Below are 25,332 nucleotides of genomic sequence, written 5' to 3' on the forward strand. Positions count from 1 at the left end.
CACTTCCCCGTCCCTGCCGAACCGGGATGCAAAAGTAAGAAAGGTTTTTCTCTCCGCAAGGGGGAGAGGTGAAAATAATCCGCCGCCCCGGACAACCCCCTGAAAAACAGGGAGAAAAATTTCAAGTTTTCTGGGCCATCTTTCACCAGAGCCCTCCTAGCTCCTTAGCGAGAACAATAACACCCTCTAAATATTGTTTTGTTCCCTTCTTCAGCATCCTTTTATACCGTCTCCTTTTTCCCTTTACCTCTTGCGGCGCTATCCGCATAATCCTGCAGGTATGCATATGGCTCCGTCAGCTTTCCACCTTTAGCGATGGTTGCACGCACCAATATACCTTCTGCATCTCCATTAAAGAAATGTGGGAATACATTGTCTATTAAATGTCGGCCAAAATCCCTGGAGGCGTTTCTTGGTAACTCGCAAGGCAGGTTGTCCACTGCCATTATTGTTATGTTATCTGGCTTTGAATATGGCACCTCTATTTCCCCTGTTTCAGGGTTGTAATCGTAGGCAGGGTTAGGAATAGTGGTTGTTCGTTTGGTTGTCGGTATAGAACCATCCACATCACAGGTGATATCAGCTATCGTATCTATCTTGAATTCTGGTTTGCGTGTATCTTCCTCCTTAAAGAGCTTAGGTGCGCTCGGATCCCAGTACGCACAGGCAAGCAGCAGATCTGTTACTTTTGTAAATTTTTGGAAGGTACTCTTATATAAGTGTGGGTTCGCATAAAAGTCAGGGGAGTCCCACACTTCCACATCAGGCCGCGCATTATAATCGCCGGAGTGCAGCTGGGCATATACCGGTTCTGAAAACTGCTTATATAAGTAGTCAAACACGCTTACCTTCCGGATACCCATTTTATCGAGCACTTCCATGGCACCTCCTGCCACACGACCACCACCGGTTACGGCAATTTTGATTGGCGGTAGCTTCACCTTAAAGTATTCCTCCTGCATATCCTCCATCTCATGGCACTGGTAAGCAGGCTTCAGATCAAATAGCTTATGCTTTTTGCCATAGGTCAGGATACCATTGTAAGCCCCCACTATACCCGCATAGCGCCCAAAGGCTACCACCCGCTGCCCATCTGCAGTCTTTATCGTTTCATAGTCTATCAGCGTTATGTTCTTGTCAAGTATGGCACGAAGCAACTTCGCATTATGCGGCTGCTTCTTTATAGTATGCGAGAAGAACATATACGTCTTACCAGGAATCAACTGGTCTATCGGCACTTCTTTTACCCCCATCAGCACATCACAGTCACTTAGGTCTTCCTGCATTGGAATGTGCAGCTCGCGGTACTCAGCATCGGAAAAGCAGCGAATATTGCTTGGCTGCACAGCAATATCCATATCCGGAAATTCCTGCAATGCCTCCACACACTTCTTTGGCGTTAAAGGCACACGTTTATCTACAGGTATTTTACCTTCTTTTATAATGCCGAACTTCAGTTTGCTCATAGGTTTTACTTCCTTGAATTGTTAGCCACTTATTAATGTTAGACTGCTAAACAAAATCAGCCTGATGGTACTTATACTTCACGAGGTTAGGTCTTCCCCTGCACACTACGAACTATTTAGCTTTCATGCTTCAATATAATAAACTATTACTACTTTTGTAAAAAGAGTAGGAAACACGGTTAGATGCCTGTTGCCGAAGTAGCTTAAAACCCAAAAAATTCCAGACTAATATATCACCGCTATGATTTTTAAAACCAAACCTGCAGATGTATTTAAGGAGCGCCACAATGGCCCTGACAAAGAGCAAATGCAGGACATGCTTGGAACCATCGGGGTTAACTCGCTGGACCAACTAATTGATGAGACTGTACCAGCCGCCATTCGTCTGAAGAAGCCTCTGAATTTACCGGCAGCGTTAACTGAAAAAGACTTTCTGAACAAGTTCTCGCAGATCGCTAAGCAGAACAAGGTGTACAAGTCCTACATTGGCCTTGGTTACAATGATACAATTGTGCCTCCGGTAATACTCCGTAATATTATGGAGAACCCGGGCTGGTACACTGCCTATACACCTTACCAGGCAGAAATTGCGCAAGGCCGACTAGAGGCACTGATCAATTACCAGACAATGGTGATGGACCTGACAGGCATGGAAATAGCCAACGCATCACTTCTGGATGAAGGTACTGCCGCTGCTGAGGCTATGGGTATGTTCTTTGCGCAACGAAAAGGTGCACGCAAGAATGCAACCCGCTTCTTTGTATCAGATTTAGTGTTGCCACAGACTATAGATGTACTGGCATCACGTGCTACGCCAATCGGCATTGAGCTGGTAATTGGTGATCACCAGGAGGCTGACCTGAATGATGAGTCTTTGTTCGGTGCCCTTTTACAATATCCGGCAGCAAACGGTGCTGTGTATGACTATACAGACTTTATCAGCAGAGCCCATGGGCAGGATATTCTGGTAGCTGTAGCTGCTGATATTCTTTCCCTGACACTGTTAACACCTCCGGGTGAAATGGGTGCTGATGCTGTAGTGGGTACTACGCAGCGTTTCGGTGTACCAATGGGCTTTGGCGGTCCGCATGCAGGTTATTTTGCTACAAAAGATGCCTTTAAGCGTGTGATTCCTGGCCGTATCATTGGTTTATCTGTGGATGCTGAAGGCAACAGAGCCTACCGCATGGCACTGCAGACACGCGAGCAGCATATCCGTCGTGAAAAAGCGACATCAAATATCTGTACTGCACAGGTATTATTGGCTGTGATGTCTGGTATGTATGCTGTTTATCATGGCCCGCGTCGCCTGAAGTACATTGGCCTGAACGTGCATGCCCTGACGCAGCAGTTGGACAAAGGCTTGAAGGCACTTGGTTTTGAACAGCAGAATCAGCACTATTTCGACACACTTAACATAGTTTTAGGAAGTGCCGATATGCAGGAGGCCATTCGCAAGGAGGCTGAAGCAACTGGCATCAACTTCTTGTATAACGGAGACACGAAGATTGGCATATCGCTTAACCAGAATACAGACTTGCAAGACATAAAGGCGGTCTTGGCTGTGTTTGCAAAAGTGGCTGGCAAATCTGCAGATGTACTTACTATAGACACACTGCCTGAGGAAACCGATATTACGTGGGCGGACAGCCTGATCCGGAAGAGTGAGTATCTACAGCAGGAAGTATTTAACAAGCACCACTCTGAGCACGAGATGCTGCGTTACATGAAGCACCTGGAGAACAAGGATATCTCCCTGGTTCACTCCATGATTCCGCTTGGTTCCTGCACCATGAAGCTAAACGCCACTTCGGAAATGATTCCGGTAACATGGCCAGAGATCGGACAACTGCACCCATTCGCTCCTTCTGATCAAACAAAAGGATACGAGCAGATTTTCTCTGACCTGGAGGCCTGGTTGTGTGAAATTACTCGTTTTGATGCCGTTTCGCTGCAACCAAACTCTGGCGCACAGGGTGAGTACGCTGGCCTGATGGTAATCCGTGCTTACCATGAATCACGTGGCGACCACCACCGCAACATCGCCCTAATCCCTTCTTCTGCACACGGCACAAACCCTGCTTCTGCAGTAATGGCCGGTATGAAGGTGGTAATCGTGAAGTGCGATGAGAAAGGTAACATCGATGTAGCTGACCTGCGCGCGAAGGCAGAGCAGTACAAAAATGAACTGTCTTGCTTAATGGTGACTTACCCATCTACACATGGTGTATATGAGGAGAGCATTATTGAAGTTTGCCAGGTTATCCATGACAACGGTGGCCGTGTTTATATGGACGGTGCTAACATGAATGCCCAGGTTGGTTTAACTTCTCCGGCGCACATTGGTGCCGATGTTTGCCACCTTAATTTACATAAGACTTTCTGTATACCTCACGGTGGTGGTGGTCCTGGCATGGGCCCTATCGGTGTGGTAAAAGATCTGGCTCCATTCCTGCCGGGCCACGCAGTTAGGAAAATCAATGGCGAAAAAGCTATTCATGCCGTTTCGGCAGCACCTTGGGGTTCTGCTTCTATTCTGCCAATATCTTACGCTTACATTGCCATGATGGGCGGCGAAGGATTAACAGAGGCTACAAAAGTTGCCATCCTGAATGCTAACTATATTAAAGCTCGCCTGGAGCAGCACTACCCAGTACTTTATGTTGGCAAAAACGGACGCTGTGCGCACGAAATGATCCTGGATTGCCGTGAGTTCAAAAAGGTAGGCATAGAGGTAGAAGATATCGCGAAGCGTTTGATGGACTATGGTTTCCATGCGCCAACCGTGTCCTTCCCGGTTGCCGGCACGCTTATGGTTGAACCAACCGAGTCTGAGCCAAAAGAAGAATTGGACAGGTTCTGCAATGTAATGATTTCTATCCGGGAGGAGATCCGTGAGATTGAGTCAGGAAAAGCAGATCAGAAGAACAACGTGCTGAAGAATGCACCTCACACCGCTAAGGTGGTGATGGTAGAGAACTGGGAGCGTCCTTACTCACGTGAGAAGGCTGTATTCCCAATGGCTTTCCTGCGCGATAATAAAGTATGGCCAACTGTTAGCCGCATCGACAGCGCTTACGGTGACCGTAACCTTGTTTGTTCTTGTGCTCCTATAGAGGCATACAGTGAAAACGGAAATGAGATGGTAGCTATAGGCTAACTAACCATAAATTTAATCTGCAAAAAGCCTGGCCAGTAGTGGTCAGGCTTCTTTGTTTTTGAGCCACAACAGTAGTGCCTTTCAATGATTATATTAGGGCCAATGAATCTGAAGTGTGTGTTCTCCCCGTATAGATAAACATATTAATATGTTAACCATTAACCGCAAGATGACTATGAAAGATACAATGAACAATACAAAACTACTCCTGCTAGGGCTCTGCTTCCTCCTGATTACAAGTTGTGCTCCAGCAGTTGAGGTAGCTACAGACTTTGACCGTTCAGCTAACTTCAGCCAGTACCAAACCTTCAGCTTTTACCAGGACCGGCCAACACAGCCCCGGGATGCCTCAGGCAACTTTAACACCTTTCTGGATTTATATCTGCGAAACGCCATTCGCCAGTCGTTAACAAATCAGGGACTCCGTTTTGACACTTCAGACCCGGATCTAAAAGTAGCCTATGATATATCGGTAAACACAGAAACAGAAGTAAATACAAATTATGCATTCGCACCAGGGTTTGGCTATGGCTACAGCTACTGGTACGGATACCGCTACAATTATGGCTTTAACCGCTTTCCTACTACTTACAAAACAATTAACCAGTACAGAGAGGGTACAGTAGTTGTAGACTTAATAAATCCGGACACGAACGAGCTAGTGTGGCGTGGTATAGGCGAAGCAGCCGTAGATATGAGAGGCGACATTGAACAGGAGCGGATCAACACAATTGTTATGGAAATCTTAAACAGTTACCCTCCTTCCGGCAACTAATCTAAAATTAATGCTTTTAGTCACACCAGGCATTCTTCAGTAGGATGCCTGGTTCTATTTGAGCTGTACTTATCAACAACAGTAGAGAAGCTTCTGCTGTAACTTTAGTAAGTATACCGTGCAGTAGTTTATCCATTAGCACATTGATAGCGTATAGTTTCAGAAAGAGAGCTTAACCACCAAAAGATGTTTTCTCCAATCAAATTGATGCGAACAAAGTTTAAAGTAGCTGTGGCTTTACTCACAGTTTCTTTACTGATAGGCTGTGCTGTTATACCCGAAGTAGAAACTGCGTATGATCCAGCTATTACTACTTTTAAAATCTACCGGACATTTAACTGGTATCCCACAGAGGTACCGCCGCCGCCAGCTGAAGCAGGTTCGTTACCTTATAGTTCTCTGTTGGATCTGCGAATAAGAGAGGCTATTGCCAGTGAACTCGTAAAGCAAGGCCTAAACCCTACCACCAGAGACCCAGGTTTACTAATAGCGTATGATATTGCCGTTGACACAGCACAACTACCAGTAAGCGGTTTTACATTACCGCCAGGCTTCGGCTACGGTTACAGCCACTGGTACGGCTATCGCTTTAACTATGGCCTTGCAAATTTACCAGCTATACGTAACATCAACGAGTATCCGGTTGGTACGCTCGTTATCGATATCATTGATGAAAGCACAAGACAACTAATATGGCGGGGATGGTCTTACACAGATCTTGACCTAACATTATCAGAGCCACGGAAAATTAACCGTATCGTGGCAAACATTATGTCCAGATTCCCTCCAACACCGGAACTAACACGCTGACAGCATCTTTTAAAGGTCCTGTACATTATAACCTATAGCTGAGATTTATACCACCGTAGTAATTTCGATCAGGGGCTGGCTGAAAGTAGCGCCCCCCAAAGGCATTTAAATCATTGCCCAGGCTATACTTTTCATCTGTCAGGTTATCTATACCAGCGAAAACCTCCAGCCCCCATCGCTGGTGCAGCTGTCGCTTCAAACCTACTCGTGCGCCAAGTATAAAATAGCTGTCTGCATAAACGGTGTTCTCATCATTCAGCGGAATTTCATCCACGTAATTAGACGTAAAGTTCAGGTACAACCCAAATCTGGTGTTAAGGTCCAGACCTGAAGTAAGCACATGAGGAGCAACGCCTGTCAGTTTGTTCCCAGAAAGGTCTTCTTCATCTTTTTGATACTCATCAAAGCGGAAATGGCTATAGGTGTAGCTGCTCCATACCTTCAAAAGGCTGATCGGCTGCTCCGGCTCATCCAGCAGCGTGTACCCTACACTTGCCTCCAGTCCCTTCTGGTCCGTGGAGCCCACATTTCTAAAAACCGCCACACTTGATACATCCTGCCGACTTACAATCGTCTCCTTCAGCCTGAAGTAAAAAGCAATCACATCAAAACTTAACCTGTCGGCTAGCGCGAATCCCCTGATGCCCAACTCATAGTTTGTTCCTTTTTCTGCCTCCAGATCTTCATTCAATGTACCGTCTGATGTAAGAATCTCTTCTTCGGTAGGAGGGGAGAAGCCGGAGCTAACGCTGCCGTGTACTGAAATTTTGTTTGTCAGCTGCTTTAGCAAAGCAACCCTTGGCGATAGCACCGCTTCAAAATTGCGGATAAACCTGTAGTCACCGCTGCTTACTTGCTGTAAGCGGGTAATTTCATACTGTGTATCATTAAGGCTGAGGGCTGCCGTGGCTATGAAACTGGCAGGTAATTCAAATTCTGCCTGTGCGAATACAAATCCAGACTTGGCAACCACTTCGTCGTCTGTCCGAAGGCTGCCCGGAATTCCGCTGTTGTTATCGTAGGTTCGGGCTGTCTCAAAACCCCGCTGAAACTCGCCTCCCAAGGTAAAAGCTGCTCCAATACTTCCTAAATCAGCATCATACACAAAGCTGGTGCGCCCGCCAAACTCCTGGTTGGTATTTCGCTCATAGTCGGTATTAAAAGGGTTATCCTTGAACTTGTGCAACCCGTAAAGTGCTGTTGTATTCCTGAAATCACCTGTAAACCTGTATTCCTGCTTCAGACCAACATTAATCCCCTCCAGGTCTAGAGAGGCATTCTGCTTAACGCTGCTAAACATACCTCCCCGTGCCTGCCGTGGATTTTGCTCAAACTGCTCCTTTGTCAGGCCTCCCGGAAGTTCATAGTATAGGTTTGAATAGAGAAGGTTAGCGCTGACTGTTCTTTTATCGGAGGGTGTGAAAATTGAAGAAATCAGCAGGACATCCCGGTCTATGGCCGATTGCTCACGGTAGCCATCGTACTGTTGCCGCGTGTACTGCACCAGTAAGCTACTGTTTTCTGCTCCAATGCTTGCCGCTGCAGTATGCCGCCTGAACCCATATGAACCAATGGTGGTACCTGATTGCAACTGCTTCTCTCCCGGGAGCGCCCTGCGTGGCTCGAGCAAAACAGTGCCTCCGGTACCTGCTCCGTAGATGCTAGCTGTCGGCCCCTTGAGTATTTCTATTCTGCCAATATTGGCGGCATCTAATAAATTGAGTGCTGTAGTGCCGTTTGCCTCAGTAAAAGGAATACCATCAAAGTATACTTTAACATTTCTTATTCCGTAAGGTGAACGCAGCGTACTACCCCGGATCGATAGCCTGTAACTGGCTGGTGCACGTTCTTCCATGCGCACCCCCGGCACCGTGTTCACAGCCCTTACAATGGAACCTTCATCAAACCGCTCGATTGCCTCCCGCTCTATCAGGCTGAGTGCGCCCGCAGTTTGCAGCAACGGCCTGTTACTCTCATAGCCAGTAATAACAACCTCCTGTAGCCTTTCCGCATCGGGCTGCAATAATACGCGTAGCTCCTCGTCCGGCGCCGGAAATTCCATAGTGGTTGTTCTATATCCGACATAGCTAAATACCAGCTTGTCCGCGCCTTCTGCTGCAAGGCTAAAGTAACCGTTTTCATTGCTGATGGCCTGTGCACCTGTGCTAGCAGTTACTGTTACCCCTTCTAGAGGAAGCTCAGACTTTGCATCCAGTACATAGCCGCTGTAAAGTGACTGCGCCCAAAGCACCCGAGGGAGCAAAAAGATCAGAAGCAGGAGAAGCGGATAAAGGAGTAATCGTGCAATCATAGTAAAAGGTGATATCCATGTGAAAACGCAGAAAGTACTTCAAAGTTAAGGTTTCTGTACGTTCAGCGGCATATGTGGAAACCAGAGAAATGAAAACCAGCTCACTACAACAAAACAACTGTCCCGCTACAGAGTTTGGCCAACGCACATAAAAAAAGCTCCGACAGAACCTGCGGAGCCTTTCCAAACTATGAAAGCTAATGAGAATCTTTATATCAGTTTTTGATAATTCTAAATTCTGTTCGGCGATTTAGCTGATGCTCTTCTTCTGAGCACTCTACATTATCTGCACAGCTATTAACCAATTTTGTTTTACCATATCCTTTTGAGGTAAGCCTGCTTTTGCTGATTCCTTTCGATACCAGGTAATCTACTGCTGACTTTGCTCTACGCTCTGATAACCTCTGGTTATACTTTACACTTTCGCGGCTATCGGTATGGGCGCTCAGTTCTATTTTTACATCCGGGTTGTTTTTAAGTACTGTTACCAGTCTGTCCAACTCAGTAGCTGCATCAGGACGGATATTCCATTTATCAAGATCGTAGTAAATATTCTCCAGAACAATGGAATTGTTTACCTCATTCTTATCAAACAACAGAGCTACTACTACAGTGTCGCCTGCTGTTGCAGGTATGTTTGCCAGAGCTTCCTGCGTAAGGTAACCGTCTTTTTTGCCCAGGAAAGAGAGATTGTCTCCTCTACGGGCATCCAGGTAATAACGTCCCTCTTCATCTGTCATAACCACAGCAGGATCTTTTGAGTTCTCCTGTGATACAACAATTTGCGTATTTGGCAGGGGCACCTCTAAATTTTGCTGCTGCTCACCCAGTTTTCGCTCTATTGTGGTCACTAACACAACTACTGGACGTGCCAGCATCTTGAAGTGATAAATGTCATCGGTACCATTCTCGGCATCACGGTTTGAGGAGAACAGCCCCTCTTCCCCAGCCTTTGTGAACATGATACCATAATCGTTTTTGGATGAGTTGATAGGAGCTCCAACATTCCGTACTCTTGTCCAGGAAGCATGGCTTCCCTCGGCCTCGAATACATCCAGGCCACCAAAACCTGCATGCCCATCAGAAGCAAAGAACAATTTGCCATCAGCATCGATGTATGGGAAACTTTCACGGCCAGCAGTATTAATGGCAGGACCAGCGTTTACAGGCTCGCCCCAGCTTCCATCTGCGTTTCGCACTGTATAAAAAATATCTGTATCACCCAGCCCCCCAGGCATATCAGAGGCAAAGTATAATACGTCTCCGTTTTTGGATAATGCAGGATGGCCTATAGAGTACTCTTCTACTTTATTATATACAAAGGGCTGAATATTTGCCCATACCTCACCCTGTTTTTCTGCAGAAAAAATCTCAAGGCGGTTAACAAACTCTTTTACAGCAGGCTCTTTTGCCCAGCTTGTTGGGTCTGGGTTAACAGTGTTTCGCACAGGAACCATATGCGTACGGGTAAAAAACAATGTCTTCCCATCTTCAGCAGCAGAAGCTGTTGCATTATGATAGTCAGAATTGATCATTTCTTCAAGCGCCAGCGGTCTGCCCCAGTTCCCTTGCTCATCCTGTTTAGCTGTGAACAGCTGCAGGTAAGGCCGGCCGGTCCAGCCATACACACCATTTTTGCTGCTCTTTTGCGTTACCCCTCTATCCGAGGTGAAGATAATCTCGTTGCCGTATTGCATCGGGCTGAAATCAGAGAAACCAGCAGAATTCAAACCTGCCATCGGAGTAACCTCAGCTACTACAGGCTTTCTTTGCCAAGCCAATGCTCTTTCGCTATCAGCTATCAGTTGCTGGGCTCTTTTTTCATTCTCAGGACTCTCTTCCGCCCATTGCAGGTACTGCTCCATGGCTTCCTTATACTTCCCGTTGCTCCGTAAGGCATCAGCGTAAAAGTAGAGGTTTTGCGGATCGCGACCTGCAGTGTTTACCAACTTAGCATACCACTCTTCAGCCTGACGGTTCTGTCGGGTAAGGCGGTAAGCATCTGCAATGCGTTGCATGGTAGGTAAGTCAGGTTGTTTCTTTTGTACGGCCAACTGGTAGTTTTCCAGCGCCAGGGCAAACTCATAGTTCTCGTAGTGCTTGTTTGCCTTCCGCAGCTCCGACTGTGCCTGAACTCCTGAGCTCAGACCGATCATGGCCGCAATTACAAAGTATAAAGGTGTAAATCTATAGTTCATGGCGTAACGGGCTTATGATTAAAAGTATTGCGGAGTGATTATTCTAGTGTCTTTCTTCTTAAAGAAGTAGTAGCCAACAGAGATTTCGTGGGTGTTGAAGCCATCGAGGTTGTTCAGCATTTTATCGTAAGAATACCCCAGGCGAAGCGATTTATGTATCTGCAGCTCTGCGATCAAGGCGATAGCAGTTCTTCTGTCAGCGCCCTCCATGTCTGTTTTACTGTTAAAGAGGTTCATGCTGGTTCTGTAAGAGCTTCCTAACCAGATTCTGTCTGCAAGCAGCACAAAAGCGTTCAGGTCAACGTTGGCAGGTGCATGAAAGTCCTCCTTTACAAGTACACTTGGCTTAAACTTCAGGAAGCTGCTCAGATCGAATACATAACCTGAGGTAAAATAGTAGTGGCGCTCCGGCTCAATTTGCTGCATATCTTCAAATTGTAACAGATCAGAGGCCGACACACCTGCATAAAAGCGCTCTGTGTGGTAATAAGCTCCTACTTTAACATCTGGCTTTAACGAGGTTTCTATCCCGGCAGGTATGGATGGGTCATCTTCTATTCCCAGCTCTACGCCATCCAGCTTATGCTGTACCAGACCTGGTGCCAGGCCAAAACTAAGGATACCGTTCTCACTTACCTGCAGCTTTACGGCTATGTTAGCATAAGCTGAAAGTGAAGATTGTGCGCCCAACTTGTCCCGGGTAAGCGCAAGTCCCAGGCCCAGCCTGTCGTTGGCAGCAATACCATCAACGTTCAGCGATTGTGTAGTAGGTGCCCCCTCAATGCTGGTCCACTGTGAACGATGGAATGCATTGAGGTTGAGCACACTTTTACTACCTGTATAGGCCGGATTAATAGCCATGCTGTTGAAGATATACTGCGAGTACTGTGGGTTTTGCTGGGCACTAGCTCCAAAGGCGAGCAGTAGGGCCAGCAGGGTATAAAGTATTTTCATGGTATTGTTCTTTATCTGTTGATAAGGGTATCTTTTATCTGAAAATCGTCACGTACCCGGTGAATACTTTTTCTACACCGTCGCACATCGTTACACTTACTTTATAGTAGTAAGTACCTTGCTCCAGCTTATTGCCGTTCCAGTCGTTCTGGTAATTGTCTTTTTTGTATACTTCAGATCCCCAGCGGTTAAAGATTATTACCCGGTTGTTAGGATACTTTGTAATGTTAGCTATTACCCAGGTATCGTTCTTGCCATCTCCGTTCGGGCTAAAGGCTTTCGGGAATTCTAAGCCACCATCCAGTACTGATCTGTCTATTGGAAGGCTGGTTACAGGACTGGCACAGGTTCCGCTGTTTGCCACTACGCTTACTTCGCCGAATGCACTTGAATTGTCTGCCCTTACAGTGATGCTGGCTGTCCCTTGTCCGGAAACAATGGTGAAGCCTGCCGGCACTGTCCAGGTATAAGAGGTAGCACCTGGCACAGGATCAACTGTGTACATCAAGCCATTGCACAGCGAGCTCATATCATTTATTTTAGCTACTGCAGCAGGCGGCGCCGTGATGTTAACGTTAAGTGAGCTGGCCGTGCTGGTACCGCAGTCGTTTGAGGCAGTTACTTTCACTTCACCACCAGTGCTTCCGGCGTTTACTGTAATGCTGTAGGTACCCTGCCCGCTCACGATAGTCCAGCCCTCAGGAACTGTCCAGTTATAGGATTCAGCTCCCGTTAGCACTGTGATGCTATAGGTCAGGTTCTCCGTATTGGCGCAGGAGGCGTTTGGCCCATCGATAGCTCCTGGTGCATTTGGCGCTGTGGTAGGAGACACAGCCATACTTGCTGATGCACCAGTACCGCATTCATTTGTACCTGATACTGTGACCATACCTGCACCGCTACCTACTTCTACTTCTATAGTTCCGGTACCCTGCCCGCTCTTGATCGTCCAGGTTGCCGGCACAGTCCAGGTATAACCTGTAGCACCTGTTAATGCATCCACACTGAAAGTCATTGTGGTTCCGATGCACCCGTTGGAGCTACCATTTATAGTGAGTGGTGCCGGTGGTGCGTTGCTTATACTTGTTGTGTAAATCGCTGCTGAACTGGAGCCGCAGGTATTATCGGCTGTTACAGTAATATCACCAGAGCCTGTTCCTGCTTTAACTTTTATCTCTGTAGAGCCTTGTCCGCTTTCTATAGTCCAGCCAGCTGGCACTGTCCAGGTGTATCCTGTGGCGCCTGGCACTGCTGCTATGCTGTAAGTAAGGTCGCTGGTGCCGCCGCATGCTGCCGAAGGTCCTGAGATGTTACCTGGTTTTACAGGTGGCGTGTTAGGAGAAACCGCTTTGCTAACGCCAGAGCTGGCACCACACTTGTTTGTTGCTGTTACAGTTACGTCTCCAGGAGCACTACCTACTGTTACGGTGATCGTTCCGGTTCCCTGTCCGCTCGTGATTGTCCAACCGGCCGGCACTGTCCAGGTGTAACCTTCGGCTCCTGCCGCTGTGCCAGTACTGTAAGTTAGAGAAGAACCTACACAACCACTCGCGCTACCATTTATGGCTATTGGTGCTTCCGGTGCTTTGCTCACTGTAAGAGGCATTTGAGCCGGGGCACTGCTGCCGCATTCATTTTCAGCGACAACCGTTACGTTACCACCTGCTGTGCCCGCTGTTACAGTTATGCTCGTTGTGCCCTGGCCACTTACAATCGTCCAGCCTGCCGGTACAGTCCAGGTGTAACCTGTGGCACCATCAACTGGGTTGATTGTATAAGTAAAGCCTTCTTTGTTCTCACAGGCGTCTGCAGTTCCGGATATTCCACCAGGTGTCTGCGGTTTGTCATTAACGGTCACTCCGAGTGCAGTTCCAGTGCTGGCACCGCATTCGTTCTCTGCAACCACACTAACATCACCAGATGTAGCTCCTGCTCGAACAACGATACTTGCTGTTCCCTGGCCACTCACGATCGTCCAGCCTGCCGGCACGGTCCAGGTATACCCTGTGGCACCGTTCACTGCTGGAACTGTGTAAGTAGCTTCACTTCCTGAGCAAAGCTCAGTGCTTCCGGCTATGCTCGCAGGTGAAACAGGAGGTTGATTTGTACTGATAGTTATACTTGCCGCATCGCTTGTGAAGCATGAATTGCTTGTTTTTACAGTCAAGGTTCCTCCGTTGGCCCCTACGTTAACTACCACCGTTTTTCCATCCTGTCCGCTTACAATCTGCACATCGCCATCAGCAGTCCACTCATAATCAACTCCTTCTCCGGCACCCTCTACGGTATAGCTGTTGGTGGTGCTATTGGCACACACACTTGCTTTTCCTGAAATGGTTGGAGTTTCTGGTTTTGTAACAACAGTTACTTCTTTTTCTACTGTGTATGAGTTGCCACATAAGTCTTTGACTGTAGCCTTCACAGTACCAGGTGTAGTGCCTATGTTTACTGTGATGGAATTGGCTGATCTGGATACTTCGGTTAGTCCACCTGTAAGTTCGAAAGTATAAGTGGCACCAAAAACCTGTGTTAAAGTGTAAGTTGCATTGGCTGTTTCAGCGCACTGGGATGCGCCGCCTTCTAAAGCCAGTGTTGGGGCCGGACAGGTTGGAGTAACAACAACAATATCAGTGTTGTCTCCCGGATTCGGATCAGGCGTAGAACCTCCAGCTCCTGCCGTGTTTCTGATCTCACCTGCTGCTATTATTTTTGCTTCTATAGTAAGGGTGGCTGTTTCACCGTTAGCCAGTGCACCAACATTGTATATACCAGTAGCCGGGTCATAGCTACCTTTGCTTACTGTGAAGCTGATCAGTTCCAGTTGAGAAGGCAGCAACTCGTTTACAACAACATCCTCCGCTGCATAAGGACCATTATTTGTAGCCACTATGGTGTAAGTGATTTTCCCACCTACTACACGAGGAGAGCTGTCTGCTTTCTTGGTCACACTAACGTCCGCTGACACCACAGGCACCTCCACAGGATTTTCCCCATCGTTGTTACCTGGATTAGGATCAGGGTTGTTGCTGCCTACAGATACTTTGTTGACAACCTTACCTGCGGCAATAATTTTAAAAGTTAGCTTTAGCTCTGCCGTTTCATTTAGTTTAAGCTCTCCTATTCTCCACTCCTGCATAGTCGGATCATAAGTCCCCACACTCGCACTTTCTACCCGCACAAATTCCAGTTCCGCAGGAATCTCTTCACTTACAATTACATTATAAGCAGTGCTTGGACCAGCATTATGGGCAGTAATGGTAAAAGTCACCTCATCCCCGATCAGGTATTTACCTTCTGCGGCTGCTTTTTCAACAGCAACATCAGCTAAAACAACAGTAGGCAGGAAAACATTGTTAGTGTTCAGGCTTACTCCACCATTAAAAGAAATTGCCCTGCCAATCAGGTTCACACTTGGCTCCAGGGTAATGTCTCCCATAGAAAGGATGTTTCCCTGGAAACTCGTAGAGTTACCAAGATTTACTTTTCCCTTAACAATCCAGAAGATGTTTTGCGGCTGTGCGCCATTCTGAAGAAGAAGACCTGTGCCCTGTGCTGGCGGAGCGATAGAAGGTGTGGTCAGGTCCCCATCGATAATAAACACAAACCTTGCGTTTACATCTCCTTTCGCATCCAGAACGACGATTCCATCGATGTTTACGTTACCACTGTTCCGGAATATGCCAGGAGAACTGCCGTTGGCAACCAGACCTGGACCAGTAAAAGTGGGCGCCGTCATGTTACTGTAGTAATCATAAACGACTTTAGCGTCTTGCAAGGCTTCAGTTACCAGAGGTGTTCCAATGTGTTTAGAGCCCCGTACTAATAGCTGGCCGTTGTCTGTGTGAATTCCTTGTGGTGTTACCCCAAGATCTCCTGTAACACCGGTCGAACCAGTGTTGCTGACATAGCTCGAACCCATAACTGCAAACGTTGTTGCTTTTCCCAGGTTCGGTTCTGACTGCGCTAAACTAAGGGTTGTGGTGGCAATCAGAGTAAGGATTAGAAGCAGTAAATGTTTTTTCATACACTTCAAGCAGAGTAAAAATATAGGTAAAGTTTAATATTTATAGATTAGACTATATATATTGAACATTTTCCTTTACTTGAAATAGTAAAACAAGTTACAAAAAATTTAAAATATTATATATTTAATTCAATTTCAACATTAAAATATATGTTTATTTACATTTACCCTCATTACATACACCTGAGCAGCTTTTATACTATTAAATTATCAGGTACAATTTTTTAAAAGAACATTAACAACAAGCATAGTACTTATACTATATCTACAGCAGCTAATACCCCGATTTGTTACATTTACAGCAAAAAAAGACAGGTGAAAGGATGAGAAAGCAGGCTAAGAACAGCACCAGTCAGTGCAATAAAACAGAAGGCCCTGCTACTTATTAAGTAGCAGGGCCTTCTATGCTTCTTTAGTTTAAGATTTAAACGTGCACGTGTCTTTCAGCGTGGTAGGAAGAGCGAACCAATGGGCCAGACTCTACATATTTCAGTCCTCGCTTCAGACCTTCTTCTCGATAGTGATCGAATAAATCCGGATGAATAAATTCGGCTACTTCGATGTGAAGCTTTGTAGGTTGCAGGTACTGGCCTAACGTCAATATATCGCATCCATTGGCAGCAAGATCATCCATGGCCTGGTATACCTGCTCACGTGTTTCCCCTAGACCAAGCATAATGCCTGTCTTGGTACGCTGGCCATACTCCTTCGTCCTGCGGATCTGCTCCAGGCTGCGATCATACTTGGCTTGCGGACGCACACGGCGGTACAGTTCTTTTACTGTTTCCATGTTATGCGAAACCACTTCCTGGCCAGGAGAAATCATAGTGATCAATGCATCCCAGGTACCCTTTACATCCGGAATAAGTGTTTCTATAGTAGTAGTCGGTGACATTATTTTCACCTGCTTCACTGTCTCATGCCAGATAGCGGCACCGCGGTCCTTTAACTCATCACGATTCACAGATGTAATAACCGCGTGCTTTACTCCCATCAGTTGGATGGCTTCGGCCACACGCCTAGGCTCGTCCTCGTCGTACTCATTGGGCCTGCCTGTAGCAACAGCACAAAACGAGCAGCTACGGGTACAAACATTGCCTAAGATCATAAATGTAGCTGTACCGGCTCCCCAACACTCTCCCATATTCGGGCAGTTACCGCTCTCGCAAATGGTGTGCAGCTTATATTCGTCTACTATACTTCTAACTTTAGCGTATTCCTTCCCCACCGGTAGCTTTACCCGCAGCCAGTTTGGCTTACGAGGCTTACCTAATGCGTTCAGCCCCTCGGGGGTCGCGTTGGGCTGTATAACCGGAAGTGTAATCAAATCGTCCATGGTGCAAAGATAGGAAGTTATGCTTTAAGAGTTTAGCCATTGGCTAAGAATTGTGCAGCCATGCAGGGCACACCAACACTGCGTCCTTAACAATGCTGGAGTTGGAAATGTTCGTGAGGAGGATTATTTGCGGCGACCGTAGTACAGGTTCAGGTAAACGGAGGTGAAGAGCTGCTCATTTTCGGCTTGAGGTATGATTACCATTTTCTTTGTAAAAGCCTCCACCATAAAACCAACTTCTATACCTGCAATGCTTTCTCTGTAACGACCATACTCAAAACTAAGTCCAGCTTTTAAATGAAGGCCCACATTTACGTCTGCCTCTCCTAGCCCCTGCAATACAGAAGCGTTTCCCTGGATATTTTCTATGGTACGATGTTTCTGAGGGTCGTACTGCTCTGTGCGCACATCCTGACCTCCGAGGCCTCCTCCATAATTATAGCGGATGTAGTAAGGCACAAGAAGCCCCAGCGAAGGACCGGCAGCACCAATAGCATTTACCTGGACACCCGATTCAGCGGCTTTTCGGAACAGTACGATTTCACGGCCATACTGCGGACGAAGCACGAACAGGTAATTTTGTTTCCCGGCAACAAAAAAGTCTCCGGTTTCACCACTATATATCCTGTTTTCCTTCGGGTGCTTTACCTCCACCATTTCGAGGGCACCGAACTGGTACATCCGGTTGTTCAAAAAGTAGGACGAGCGGATAAAAACACCACCAATCAGGCCACCGTTTGAGTTAAAGTTAACGCCGTAGCTAAGTTCATTCTGGAAGCTTTCATCTTCATCATACTGTGCCAAGGCTGGCAGAGAGACGCCAAAGGCTAGAACAAGTACAAGTGCGAGGTATCTGACCACCCTGTTATTTTTTTATAGTTGTAACTAAAAGTAACTAAATTTACGCTGTATTCAAAACTATAGTTTGCACCCTATGATAACAGTTAAAAGCTCATATAAAGGCAACTTACGCACTTCTGCTGTACACGTAGCCTCCAACAATACTATCATTACAGATGCCCCTGTTGATAACAACGGGAAAGGTGAAGCCTTTTCTCCCACCGACCTTGTATGCGCTGCTCTGGGCAGCTGCATGATGACGATCATGGGGATTGTGGCAAACCGCAGCAACATTGATATTGAGGGCACGGAGATCGAGACAGTTAAGATCATGGCTTCAGAGCCACGCCGTATTGCTGAAATAGTGCTCAATTTTAAAATGCCGGCTAAAAACTATTCCGAAAAGGAAAAGGCAATGCTTGAAAATGCCGCCCGTACCTGCCCGGTAGCCCTAAGTCTGCACCCGGATGTAAAGCAAACGATTAATTTTGTATATTAAGTATCTTTCTGGCGGCATGGCAGCACAAGGCTACTATGCCGCTATTGTTTTCTTCAAAGCATCTACACTAATGCCCAAATGCGATGCATCGTAGGTGCAAACGCCATCCTGCACTAACAATAGCTGTGGGGATTGATGCGTAACATGCAACGCCTCCGCTACCTCATTTGAAACAGGTCTGTAGCTCAGCAGATCCAGGTAATAAGGTTTTACATGATCCAGCCCTGCGCCTTGCCACTGCCTTTCTAGCCGGCTTTTAGCGGTTGAGCTAATAGAACAAGCCGTGCTATGCTTAAAAATAACTATCGGAGTATTTTTAGATTCCTCCAAAACTTCATCTAACTGCTCTGTGCTGGTTAGTGGATGCCAATTCATATATTATTGGGTTAGTATCTTTTACTGGATTTTTTCTGTTGCTTCTTCTCTTTCTTTTTCCAGAAAAAGAAGCGTTTCTTCTTTTCAGGTGCGGTGCCTTCGCCGTACTGGTATTTCTCACTTTTTACCCTTGTACGCCCTGGCTCACCTTTCTTAAAATTGTAAGAGCTTACATCTAAATGTGTGTCTTTGTACTGTGTAACAGTGTTTTCAGCCTGCTTTAAGAACTGCTTGCGCAAATGCTTATGGTGCACCTTAGACTCGTAGGTGATTTGGGCAAGAGCAGGCGAAGACGCTGTTAGCAACAGCATAACAACAAGCCTAACTCGTTTCCGCACCTTATGTAAAAACAGGTATAACATCAGATATTCGCACCTTTCTGTTTAGTTATACTGTTTTTAAGAAAGCTGGTTCTACTGCCAGAATTTCAGGCGACTCTTCTTCCTTACCCGTCCTTTTTTATCATACGCCACACTTGTTGCCTGCACCGATTGGCCATTAGGAGCTTTTACCTCAACAGAACTTCCTTTGCCTCCGGTTTCCGGACAACGAAGAACACCTTTACGCTGGCAGCCGCTGACAAGGTTAATAATTAGCCACATTAGTGGCAACAGCAAAAAGTATCGTCTAAACTTTAAGTTGCCATTCATGTTTACGGCTTTTTATCAATAAGACAGCATTAACTCTACTTTCTCGCGCAGGCGCTGCTTTGGCAGAAACTCCTGCTCCAGTGGCGGAGCAAAAGGCACGGCGGTATCTAAGCTGGCTACGCGCGCCACAGGCGCATCCAGTAATTCAAAGCAATGTTCACTTATCCAGGCAGCTATTTCTCCACCTATGCCACCAGTCATAGTGTCTTCGTGAAGGATTAGCACCCGGCCTGTTTTCTCTACAGCCGCACGCACAGCGTCTTTGTCCCAAGGCAGCAGCGAACGCAGGTCCAGTATTTCCAGGCTTGCATCTTTCAGCTCCTGCTGTAACTGCTTTGCCCAATGCACTCCCATGCCATACGTAATGATGGTCAGGTCTGTTCCCTCTGCCACTGTTCTGGCTTTGCCTATTTCTATCGTGTAATAATCATCCGGAATTTCTTGCGTAATGGAGCGATAAAGCATCTTATGCTCGAAATACATGACAGGATTAGGATCTTCAATTGCGGCATTTAAAAGTCCTTTGGCATCATAAGGCGAAGAAGGATAAACGATCTTAAGGCCTGGCGTATGGAAGAACCACGCTTCGTTACTCTGAGAGTGGAAAGGGCCAGCCGCGGCTCCGGCACCCGTTGGCATACGCACCACTACATCCGCATTTTGTCCCCAGCGGTAGTGGCTCTTAGCCAGGTTATTCACAATCTGGCTAAAGCCTGCGCTCACAAAGTCTGCGAACTGCATCTCCACCATACTCTTTTGTCCACGCACCGACATGCCCAGCCCTATACCAAGTATAGCTGATTCGCACAGTGGGGTATTCCGAACACGGCTTTTGCCAAACTTATCAACAAAGCCCTCTGTCACTTTGAAAACGCCACCATACTCGGCAATGTCCTGCCCCATCAGCACCAGCTCCGGATAACGCTCCATGCTCTGGCGAAGACCATCTGAAATGGCATCCACAAAGCGTTTCTCCGTTTTAGTGTCTGCTGCTGGCCTGATCACCTCCTGGTTGAAAGGCTTGTACATATCCTGCAGCTCTTCCTCCCGGTTAACTTCCGGCATTGGCGTGTCGAAGGCCTTCTGCAGACCATTCTCAATCTCAGCTTTTATCTGCTCCTTTATGCTTTCCATGGTTTTCTGCGTCAATACCAGCTCATCCAGCAGGTATTTCTCGAAGTTTTCCACGGGGTCTTTTTTAGCCCATTTCTCGAACAGCTCCTGCGGCACATATTTTGTCCCACTGGCTTCTTCATGCCCACGCATCCTGAAGGTAATTGCTTCTATAAGCATTGGCCGCGGATTTTTACGGATGCTTATGGCCGCCTGCCGAACAGTATCATAAACCTCCAGGATATTGTTACCATCAACCTGCAGGGCATCTATTCCATAGGCAGGGCCCTTATCTATAAAGTGCCTGAACCTGAACTGCTCGTTACTCGGAGTAGATAAACCGTATCCGTTATTCTCAATCATGAAAATTACCGGCAGCCCCCATACAGCCGCCACGTTCAGGGCCTCATGAAAGTCTCCTTCGCTTGCACCACCATCTCCACTGAATACCAGTGTAACTTTTTCCTTTTTCTCCAGCAGGTCAGCCAGTGCTATACCATCGGCCACAGCTAGCTGAGGCCCCAGGTGCGATATCATGCCAACAATATGATGCTCATTTGTACCGAAGTGAAAAGAACGGTCACGCCCCTTTGTAAACCCCGTAGTCTTACCCTGGAACTGTGCGAACAGCCTGTCCAAAGGTACCTGGCGGCTGGTAAACACGCCCAGGTTACGGTGCAGTGGAAGAAGGTATTCATCCGAGTCCAGCGCTTCGGCTGAGCCGACAGAAATAGCTTCCTGACCAATACCAGAGAACCACTTGCTTACTTTACCTTGTCGCAGGAGCACCAGCATGCGCTCCTCTATCATTCGTGGTTTAAGAATGGCTTTGTATAAAGCTAAAAGTTGATCGTCAGTATAATCTTTGCGGTTATAATTCATCGTAAAAAGGAAAACCTCGTTATAGTTGGGCAAGTTAATGTATTAAGCGTAGCCCTGAAAATACGCAGCTAATTTATACATTTGTTCTTATTGAAAAGCCAGAGGGCTTATTGTTAGAAGCAACTTGACAATATAGCAATCTAAGATATAAAATATGATAAAGTTCAAAGAATTTACCCTCGACAATGGCCTACGGGTAATTGTGCACGAAGATCATACTTCCCCAATGGCAGTACTTAACGTGCTTTATGATGTAGGATCACGAGATGAGGATGAGGCGCACACCGGATTTGCGCACCTGTTCGAGCACCTGATGTTCAGCGGCTCCATTAACATACACAGCTACGACGAGCCGCTACAGCGTGTTGGAGGTGAGAACAATGCCTTTACCAGCCCGGATATCACCAACTACTACCTCTCCGTGCCTGCTCAGAATATCGAGACAGGTTTCTGGCTGGAGTCAGACAGGATGCTGGAATTGCTGTTTAACGAAAATGGCCTGGAGGTACAGCGCAAGGTAGTAGTGGAGGAGTTTAAACAAAATTACCTGAACCAGCCTTACGGAGATGTATGGCTGAAGCTCCGCCCCCTGGCTTACAAGGAGCACCCTTACAAGTGGGCCACCATCGGTAAAGAGATCTCTCATATAGAGGATGCCACGATGGATGATGTGAAAGCTTTCTTTAAGAAGCACTACTCCCCAACCAACGCCATACTGGTAGTTGCCGGTAATGTAACATTTGACCACGCAAAGGAGCTGACAGAAAAGTGGTTTGGGCCTATACCTGCCGGTGAGAAATATGAGCGCAAAACGCCAAAGGAGCCAAAGCAGACGGAGCCTCGTGTGCTGGAAACAAGTGCCGATGTGCCACTAAGTGCTATCTACAAAGCCTATCACATGCCTGCCAGAACGGAAGATGACTATTACGCCGTCGATCTGATCAGCGATATATTGGGCCGTGGCAAGTCGAGCAGGCTTTACGATAAACTTGTAAAAGAGCAGAAGTTATTCAACTCCATAGGAGCCTCTGTATCTGGTTCCATCGAACCGGGACTACTTATTATACAAGGAAAGCTGAACGAAGGGGTAGACCTACAGGAGGCAAATGCTGCCATCGAGGCTGTAAATCAGGAACTGATAGATAACCTGGTAGAGGAGCAGGAGCTAAACAAAGTAAAGAATCAGGCCGAGACGTCACTTGTATTTTCTGAAATTGAGTTGCTGAACCGCGCAATGAACCTGGCCTATGGCAAGTTGCTGGGCGATGCTAACTTTGTAAATACCGAAGGCGAGAAGATACAGGCTGTAACGCCAGCCGATATCCAACGCTGTGCAAGGCAAGTGCTTGATCCAAACAACTGCAGCACATTACTCTACAAAGCGGAGAAGAAAGAAGCGCCTGTAGAGGCATAGAGTTAGAATCTGTAGAAGAAAAAGCGGCCATGGAGTCGCTTTTTCTTCTACAGACAATAGTCAGATTACCTACCACCGCACCTACTGTAATTAATTTCCTGAACCTTTACTCCTTAACATTTGTATATACAAACAACGTGTTTATATTTGCACCCCTTTAGCAGGAACAGATGCGCATAGAAGACGAGATACATCAACAGGAGTTTAAGGATGACTACCGTCGTCTGTTGGCAAACCTGTTGTTCACAAACAACTGGGTAAACCAGCAGTTGTTGCCGTTCTTCAAGGAGCTGGGTCTAACGCTGCAGCAGCACAACGTTCTGAGCATACTGCGGGGGCAACACCCGAAGCCTGTTTGTTTCGGCGATATCCAAAATCGAATGGTGGATCGCAACTCCAATGTCACGCGTCTGATTGATAAGCTCATCGAGAAGGGATATGCTACGCGTGATATCTGCAGTTCGAACCGACGCATGATTGAAGTGCGCATCACTGAAAAAGGAATGCAGAAGTTAAAGCAGGTAGATGAGAAATCTCCAGAACTTTTTGCCCGCTTTCATAACCTTTCCAAGGAAGAGGCTGTTTTGGTAAGCGACCTGCTTGACAAGCTTAGAGGATAACGATTTTTTTTGCAGCAAAGCTTGTATATACAAGTAATGTACAAACCTATAAATAAATACTTAAAATGACACAAGCACTTTTAAAACAGATAAAACTACACGACTTAAAATTAGAAAATAGAGTAATAATGGCCCCCATGACACGCAGCCGTGCAGACAATGAGGGGAATGTGCCAACTGATATGATGGCTACATACTACCGCCAGCGTGCCAGTGCAGGACTTATCATTACAGAAGGCTCTCAGATATCACAGCAGGCTGTCGGATATGTTAATACTCCCGGCATTTATTCTGATGAGCAGGTAGAGGGTTGGAAGAAAGTTACCGAGGCTGTACATGAAGAGGGTGGCAAAATATTCCTGCAGTTGTGGCACGTAGGCCGCATGTCACACCCTGATTTCCACAACGGCGAACTACCGGTAGCACCATCTGCTATTAATCCTAATGATAAATCGTTTACGCCACAAGGTTTCAAAGATACTGTTACACCACGTGCACTTACCATTCCGGAGATAAAGCAGATCGTTCAGGACTTTAAAAAAGCAGCTAAAAATGCAATAGAAGCTGATTTTGATGGTGTAGAGATACATGCTTCCAATGGTTACCTGTTGCATCAGTTCTTCGCCTCTACCTCAAATACCCGTACCGATGCGTATGGCGGATCGATAGAGAACCGTGCCCGCATTCTGTTTGAGATAATTGATGCGATCAAAGAAGTTGTGCCGGAAGAGAAAGTTGGTGTTCGCCTGAACCCTAGCCTGAACGGCATTTTCGGAATGACTCTTAACGAAGACACAATTCCAACCTTCGATTACATTATAAAGAAGCTTAATGATTACAACCTGGCTTACCTGCATCTGTCTGAGCCATTTAATGACGTAAGCGACGTGCCACATGCAGAGGCAAACATTGCTAAGCGTTACCGCCCGCTGTACAAGGGTAACCTGATCATTAATGCAGGCTTCACACAGGAAAAGGGCAACAAAGTAATTGAGGAAGGCGATGCTGACATGGTGGCGTTCGGGATACCTTTTATAGCAAACCCTGACCTGCCTGAGCGCTTTGAGCAGAATGCTGAACTGCAACAGCCCGATAAAGATACTTTTTACACTCCTGGTGCCAAAGGCTATATCGATTACCCTTCCCTGGCGGAAGTGGAGGCCTAAGCCAAAGGCGCTTTTTCATATATAACTATTTTTGAAGCCGGCTACCTTTGGGTAGCCGGCTTTTGTTTTCCATATGTTGCTGCACTACATCGAAGGCTGAACATTAAAAAAGGAGGGTTTAAATAACACACAATCGTAATTTTAGATTAGATTTACCTTTTATACATCCCCTCTTGGCACAAACAGGGGCTCATTCTATAGCTTTTTACATGAAACTGAAAATAAGAACTGGCTTTGGGTATGATGTGCACCAGCTTCAGGAAGGCCTGAATTTCTGGCTCGGTGGCATCAAAATACCCCATACACATGGTGCTCTGGGTCACTCAGATGCCGATGTCCTGATCCATGTGATTTGTGATGCACTACTCGGGGCAGCCAACATGCGTGACATTGGTTTTCACTTCTCAGATAAAGATCCGAAGTACAAGGGCATTGACAGCAAAATCCTTCTAAAGGAGGTCATTCACCTGCTGGCGCTCGATGGTTATGAGGTCGGTAACATCGACACCACTGTCTGTTTACAGGAGCCAAAGGTTAACCCACACATACCTGCTATGAAAACATGCCTGGCAGAGGTAATGGGAATTCCTGAAAGTGATATTTCTATTAAAGCAACTACTACAGAACACCTTGGCTTTGTAGGCAAAAAAGAGGGAGTAGCCGCTTTCGCAACCGTTCTTATCTTAAAACAGTAAGAATAGCCGTTTTAGAACCGCATTTAACTAAACTAAATCTATAC

19 protein-coding genes are annotated in these 25,332 nt (G+C 46.6%); 8 read left to right on the forward strand and 11 right to left on the reverse strand.

Going from position 1 to position 25,332, the window contains the following annotated elements:
• Positions 1 to 221: 221 nt before the first annotated feature.
• Entirely contained in the window at positions 222 to 1,466 is a 1,245-nt protein-coding gene (locus ACFSRY_RS04690; protein ID WP_377503611.1) for an NAD(P)-dependent oxidoreductase, read from the reverse strand.
• Between the two features lie 241 nt (positions 1,467 to 1,707).
• Between ACFSRY_RS04690 and gcvP the strand changes: the two genes are divergently transcribed.
• The 3 genes from gcvP (at position 1,708) to ACFSRY_RS04705 (ending at position 6,211) form a co-directional block, all read left to right on the forward strand.
• Complete coding sequence (gene gcvP / locus ACFSRY_RS04695) at positions 1,708 to 4,626, forward strand: aminomethyl-transferring glycine dehydrogenase (RefSeq protein WP_377503612.1); 2,919 nt, start codon at positions 1,708 to 1,710, stop codon at positions 4,624 to 4,626.
• A 175-nt stretch (positions 4,627 to 4,801) separates the two neighbouring features.
• Positions 4,802 to 5,401 (forward strand): DUF4136 domain-containing protein, encoded by a 600-nt coding sequence (locus ACFSRY_RS04700; protein ID WP_377503613.1) that lies wholly within the window; start codon positions 4,802 to 4,804, stop codon positions 5,399 to 5,401.
• A gap of 231 nt (positions 5,402 to 5,632) precedes the next feature.
• Positions 5,633 to 6,211, forward strand: coding sequence for a DUF4136 domain-containing protein (locus ACFSRY_RS04705; RefSeq protein WP_377503614.1), 579 nt, complete (start codon positions 5,633 to 5,635; stop codon positions 6,209 to 6,211).
• A 25-nt stretch (positions 6,212 to 6,236) separates the two neighbouring features.
• Here the strand turns inward: ACFSRY_RS04705 and ACFSRY_RS04710 are convergent, their stop codons facing one another.
• The 6 genes from ACFSRY_RS04710 to ACFSRY_RS04735 all read right to left on the reverse strand — a co-directional run bounded on the left by ACFSRY_RS04710 (position 6,237) and on the right by ACFSRY_RS04735 (position 17,895).
• Entirely contained in the window at positions 6,237 to 8,522 is a 2,286-nt protein-coding gene (locus ACFSRY_RS04710) for a TonB-dependent receptor domain-containing protein (protein ID WP_377503615.1), read from the reverse strand.
• Between the two features lie 215 nt (positions 8,523 to 8,737).
• Positions 8,738 to 10,720 (reverse strand): OmpA family protein, encoded by a 1,983-nt coding sequence (locus ACFSRY_RS04715; protein WP_377503616.1) that lies wholly within the window; start codon positions 10,718 to 10,720, stop codon positions 8,738 to 8,740.
• An 18-nt stretch (positions 10,721 to 10,738) separates the two neighbouring features.
• On the reverse strand, positions 10,739 to 11,674 hold the full coding sequence (locus tag ACFSRY_RS04720) for a PorP/SprF family type IX secretion system membrane protein (protein WP_377503617.1): 936 nt from the start codon (positions 11,672 to 11,674) through the stop codon (positions 10,739 to 10,741).
• A 34-nt stretch (positions 11,675 to 11,708) separates the two neighbouring features.
• Positions 11,709 to 15,698 carry an ice-binding family protein gene (locus tag ACFSRY_RS04725; protein WP_377503618.1) on the reverse strand — a complete coding sequence of 1,330 codons (3,990 nt, stop codon included), beginning with the start codon at positions 15,696 to 15,698 and terminating at the stop codon, positions 11,709 to 11,711.
• A 424-nt stretch (positions 15,699 to 16,122) separates the two neighbouring features.
• Positions 16,123 to 17,025, reverse strand: a complete 903-nt coding sequence (gene lipA, locus ACFSRY_RS04730) for a lipoyl synthase (protein ID WP_377503682.1) — start codon at positions 17,023 to 17,025, stop codon at positions 16,123 to 16,125.
• Positions 17,026 to 17,157: 132 nt separating this feature from the next.
• The gene (locus ACFSRY_RS04735) at positions 17,158 to 17,895 is read right to left on the reverse strand and encodes a hypothetical protein (RefSeq protein WP_377503619.1); all 738 of its coding nucleotides are present in this window, start codon (positions 17,893 to 17,895) and stop codon (positions 17,158 to 17,160) included.
• Between the two features lie 73 nt (positions 17,896 to 17,968).
• On the opposite strand from ACFSRY_RS04735, the gene ACFSRY_RS04740 reads away from it, so the two are divergent.
• Positions 17,969 to 18,373 (forward strand): OsmC family protein, encoded by a 405-nt coding sequence (locus ACFSRY_RS04740; protein WP_377503620.1) that lies wholly within the window; start codon positions 17,969 to 17,971, stop codon positions 18,371 to 18,373.
• Between the two features lie 33 nt (positions 18,374 to 18,406).
• Here ACFSRY_RS04740 and ytxJ read toward each other — a convergent pair whose 3' ends face one another.
• The 4 genes from ytxJ to ACFSRY_RS04760 form a co-directional block, all read right to left on the reverse strand.
• A complete protein-coding gene (ytxJ, locus tag ACFSRY_RS04745; protein WP_377503621.1) occupies positions 18,407 to 18,748 on the reverse strand; it encodes a bacillithiol system redox-active protein YtxJ in 342 nt (113 codons plus the stop codon).
• Between the two features lie 11 nt (positions 18,749 to 18,759).
• On the reverse strand, positions 18,760 to 19,059 hold the full coding sequence (locus tag ACFSRY_RS04750; protein ID WP_377503622.1) for a hypothetical protein: 300 nt from the start codon (positions 19,057 to 19,059) through the stop codon (positions 18,760 to 18,762).
• 102 nt (positions 19,060 to 19,161) lie between these two features.
• Entirely contained in the window at positions 19,162 to 19,398 is a 237-nt protein-coding gene (locus ACFSRY_RS04755) for a hypothetical protein (protein WP_377503623.1), read from the reverse strand.
• A 15-nt stretch (positions 19,399 to 19,413) separates the two neighbouring features.
• A complete protein-coding gene (locus tag ACFSRY_RS04760) occupies positions 19,414 to 21,393 on the reverse strand; it encodes an alpha-ketoacid dehydrogenase subunit alpha/beta (protein ID WP_377503624.1) in 1,980 nt (659 codons plus the stop codon).
• 154 nt (positions 21,394 to 21,547) lie between these two features.
• Here ACFSRY_RS04760 and ACFSRY_RS04765 point away from each other — a divergent pair, with 154 nt between their 5' ends.
• From ACFSRY_RS04765 to ispF, 4 genes are all read left to right on the forward strand, one after another.
• Positions 21,548 to 22,807, forward strand: coding sequence for a M16 family metallopeptidase (locus ACFSRY_RS04765; protein WP_377503625.1), 1,260 nt, complete (start codon positions 21,548 to 21,550; stop codon positions 22,805 to 22,807).
• Between the two features lie 170 nt (positions 22,808 to 22,977).
• Positions 22,978 to 23,427 (forward strand): MarR family winged helix-turn-helix transcriptional regulator, encoded by a 450-nt coding sequence (locus tag ACFSRY_RS04770; protein WP_377503626.1) that lies wholly within the window; start codon positions 22,978 to 22,980, stop codon positions 23,425 to 23,427.
• A gap of 65 nt (positions 23,428 to 23,492) precedes the next feature.
• A complete protein-coding gene (locus ACFSRY_RS04775; RefSeq protein ID WP_377503627.1) occupies positions 23,493 to 24,593 on the forward strand; it encodes an alkene reductase in 1,101 nt (366 codons plus the stop codon).
• A gap of 209 nt (positions 24,594 to 24,802) precedes the next feature.
• Entirely contained in the window at positions 24,803 to 25,288 is a 486-nt protein-coding gene (ispF, locus tag ACFSRY_RS04780; RefSeq protein ID WP_377503628.1) for a 2-C-methyl-D-erythritol 2,4-cyclodiphosphate synthase, read from the forward strand.
• Positions 25,289 to 25,332: the final 44 nt, after the last annotated feature.

Origin of the sequence: Pontibacter locisalis, assembly GCF_042684605.1 — a bacterium.
In the GTDB taxonomy this organism is placed as follows: domain Bacteria; phylum Bacteroidota; class Bacteroidia; order Cytophagales; family Hymenobacteraceae; genus Pontibacter; species Pontibacter locisalis.

Coding starts and splice junctions, on each gene's coding strand:
- ACFSRY_RS04690 (WP_377503611.1), bottom strand. CDS start 1,466: ATGAGCAAACTGAAGTTCGGCATTATAAAAGAAGGTAAAATACCTGTA.
- gcvP (WP_377503612.1), top strand. CDS start 1,708: ATGATTTTTAAAACCAAACCTGCAGATGTATTTAAGGAGCGCCACAAT.
- ACFSRY_RS04700 (WP_377503613.1), top strand. CDS start 4,802: ATGAAAGATACAATGAACAATACAAAACTACTCCTGCTAGGGCTCTGC.
- ACFSRY_RS04710 (WP_377503615.1), bottom strand. CDS start 8,522: ATGATTGCACGATTACTCCTTTATCCGCTTCTCCTGCTTCTGATCTTT.
- ACFSRY_RS04715 (WP_377503616.1), bottom strand. CDS start 10,720: ATGAACTATAGATTTACACCTTTATACTTTGTAATTGCGGCCATGATC.
- ACFSRY_RS04720 (WP_377503617.1), bottom strand. CDS start 11,674: ATGAAAATACTTTATACCCTGCTGGCCCTACTGCTCGCCTTTGGAGCT.
- ACFSRY_RS04725 (WP_377503618.1), bottom strand. CDS start 15,698: ATGAAAAAACATTTACTGCTTCTAATCCTTACTCTGATTGCCACCACA.
- ACFSRY_RS04740 (WP_377503620.1), top strand. CDS start 17,969: ATGATAACAGTTAAAAGCTCATATAAAGGCAACTTACGCACTTCTGCT.
- ytxJ (WP_377503621.1), bottom strand. CDS start 18,748: ATGAATTGGCATCCACTAACCAGCACAGAGCAGTTAGATGAAGTTTTG.
- ACFSRY_RS04750 (WP_377503622.1), bottom strand. CDS start 19,059: ATGCTGTTGCTAACAGCGTCTTCGCCTGCTCTTGCCCAAATCACCTAC.
- ACFSRY_RS04755 (WP_377503623.1), bottom strand. CDS start 19,398: ATGAATGGCAACTTAAAGTTTAGACGATACTTTTTGCTGTTGCCACTA.
- ACFSRY_RS04760 (WP_377503624.1), bottom strand. CDS start 21,393: ATGAATTATAACCGCAAAGATTATACTGACGATCAACTTTTAGCTTTA.
- ACFSRY_RS04765 (WP_377503625.1), top strand. CDS start 21,548: ATGATAAAGTTCAAAGAATTTACCCTCGACAATGGCCTACGGGTAATT.
- ACFSRY_RS04770 (WP_377503626.1), top strand. CDS start 22,978: ATGCGCATAGAAGACGAGATACATCAACAGGAGTTTAAGGATGACTAC.
- ACFSRY_RS04775 (WP_377503627.1), top strand. CDS start 23,493: ATGACACAAGCACTTTTAAAACAGATAAAACTACACGACTTAAAATTA.
- ispF (WP_377503628.1), top strand. CDS start 24,803: ATGAAACTGAAAATAAGAACTGGCTTTGGGTATGATGTGCACCAGCTT.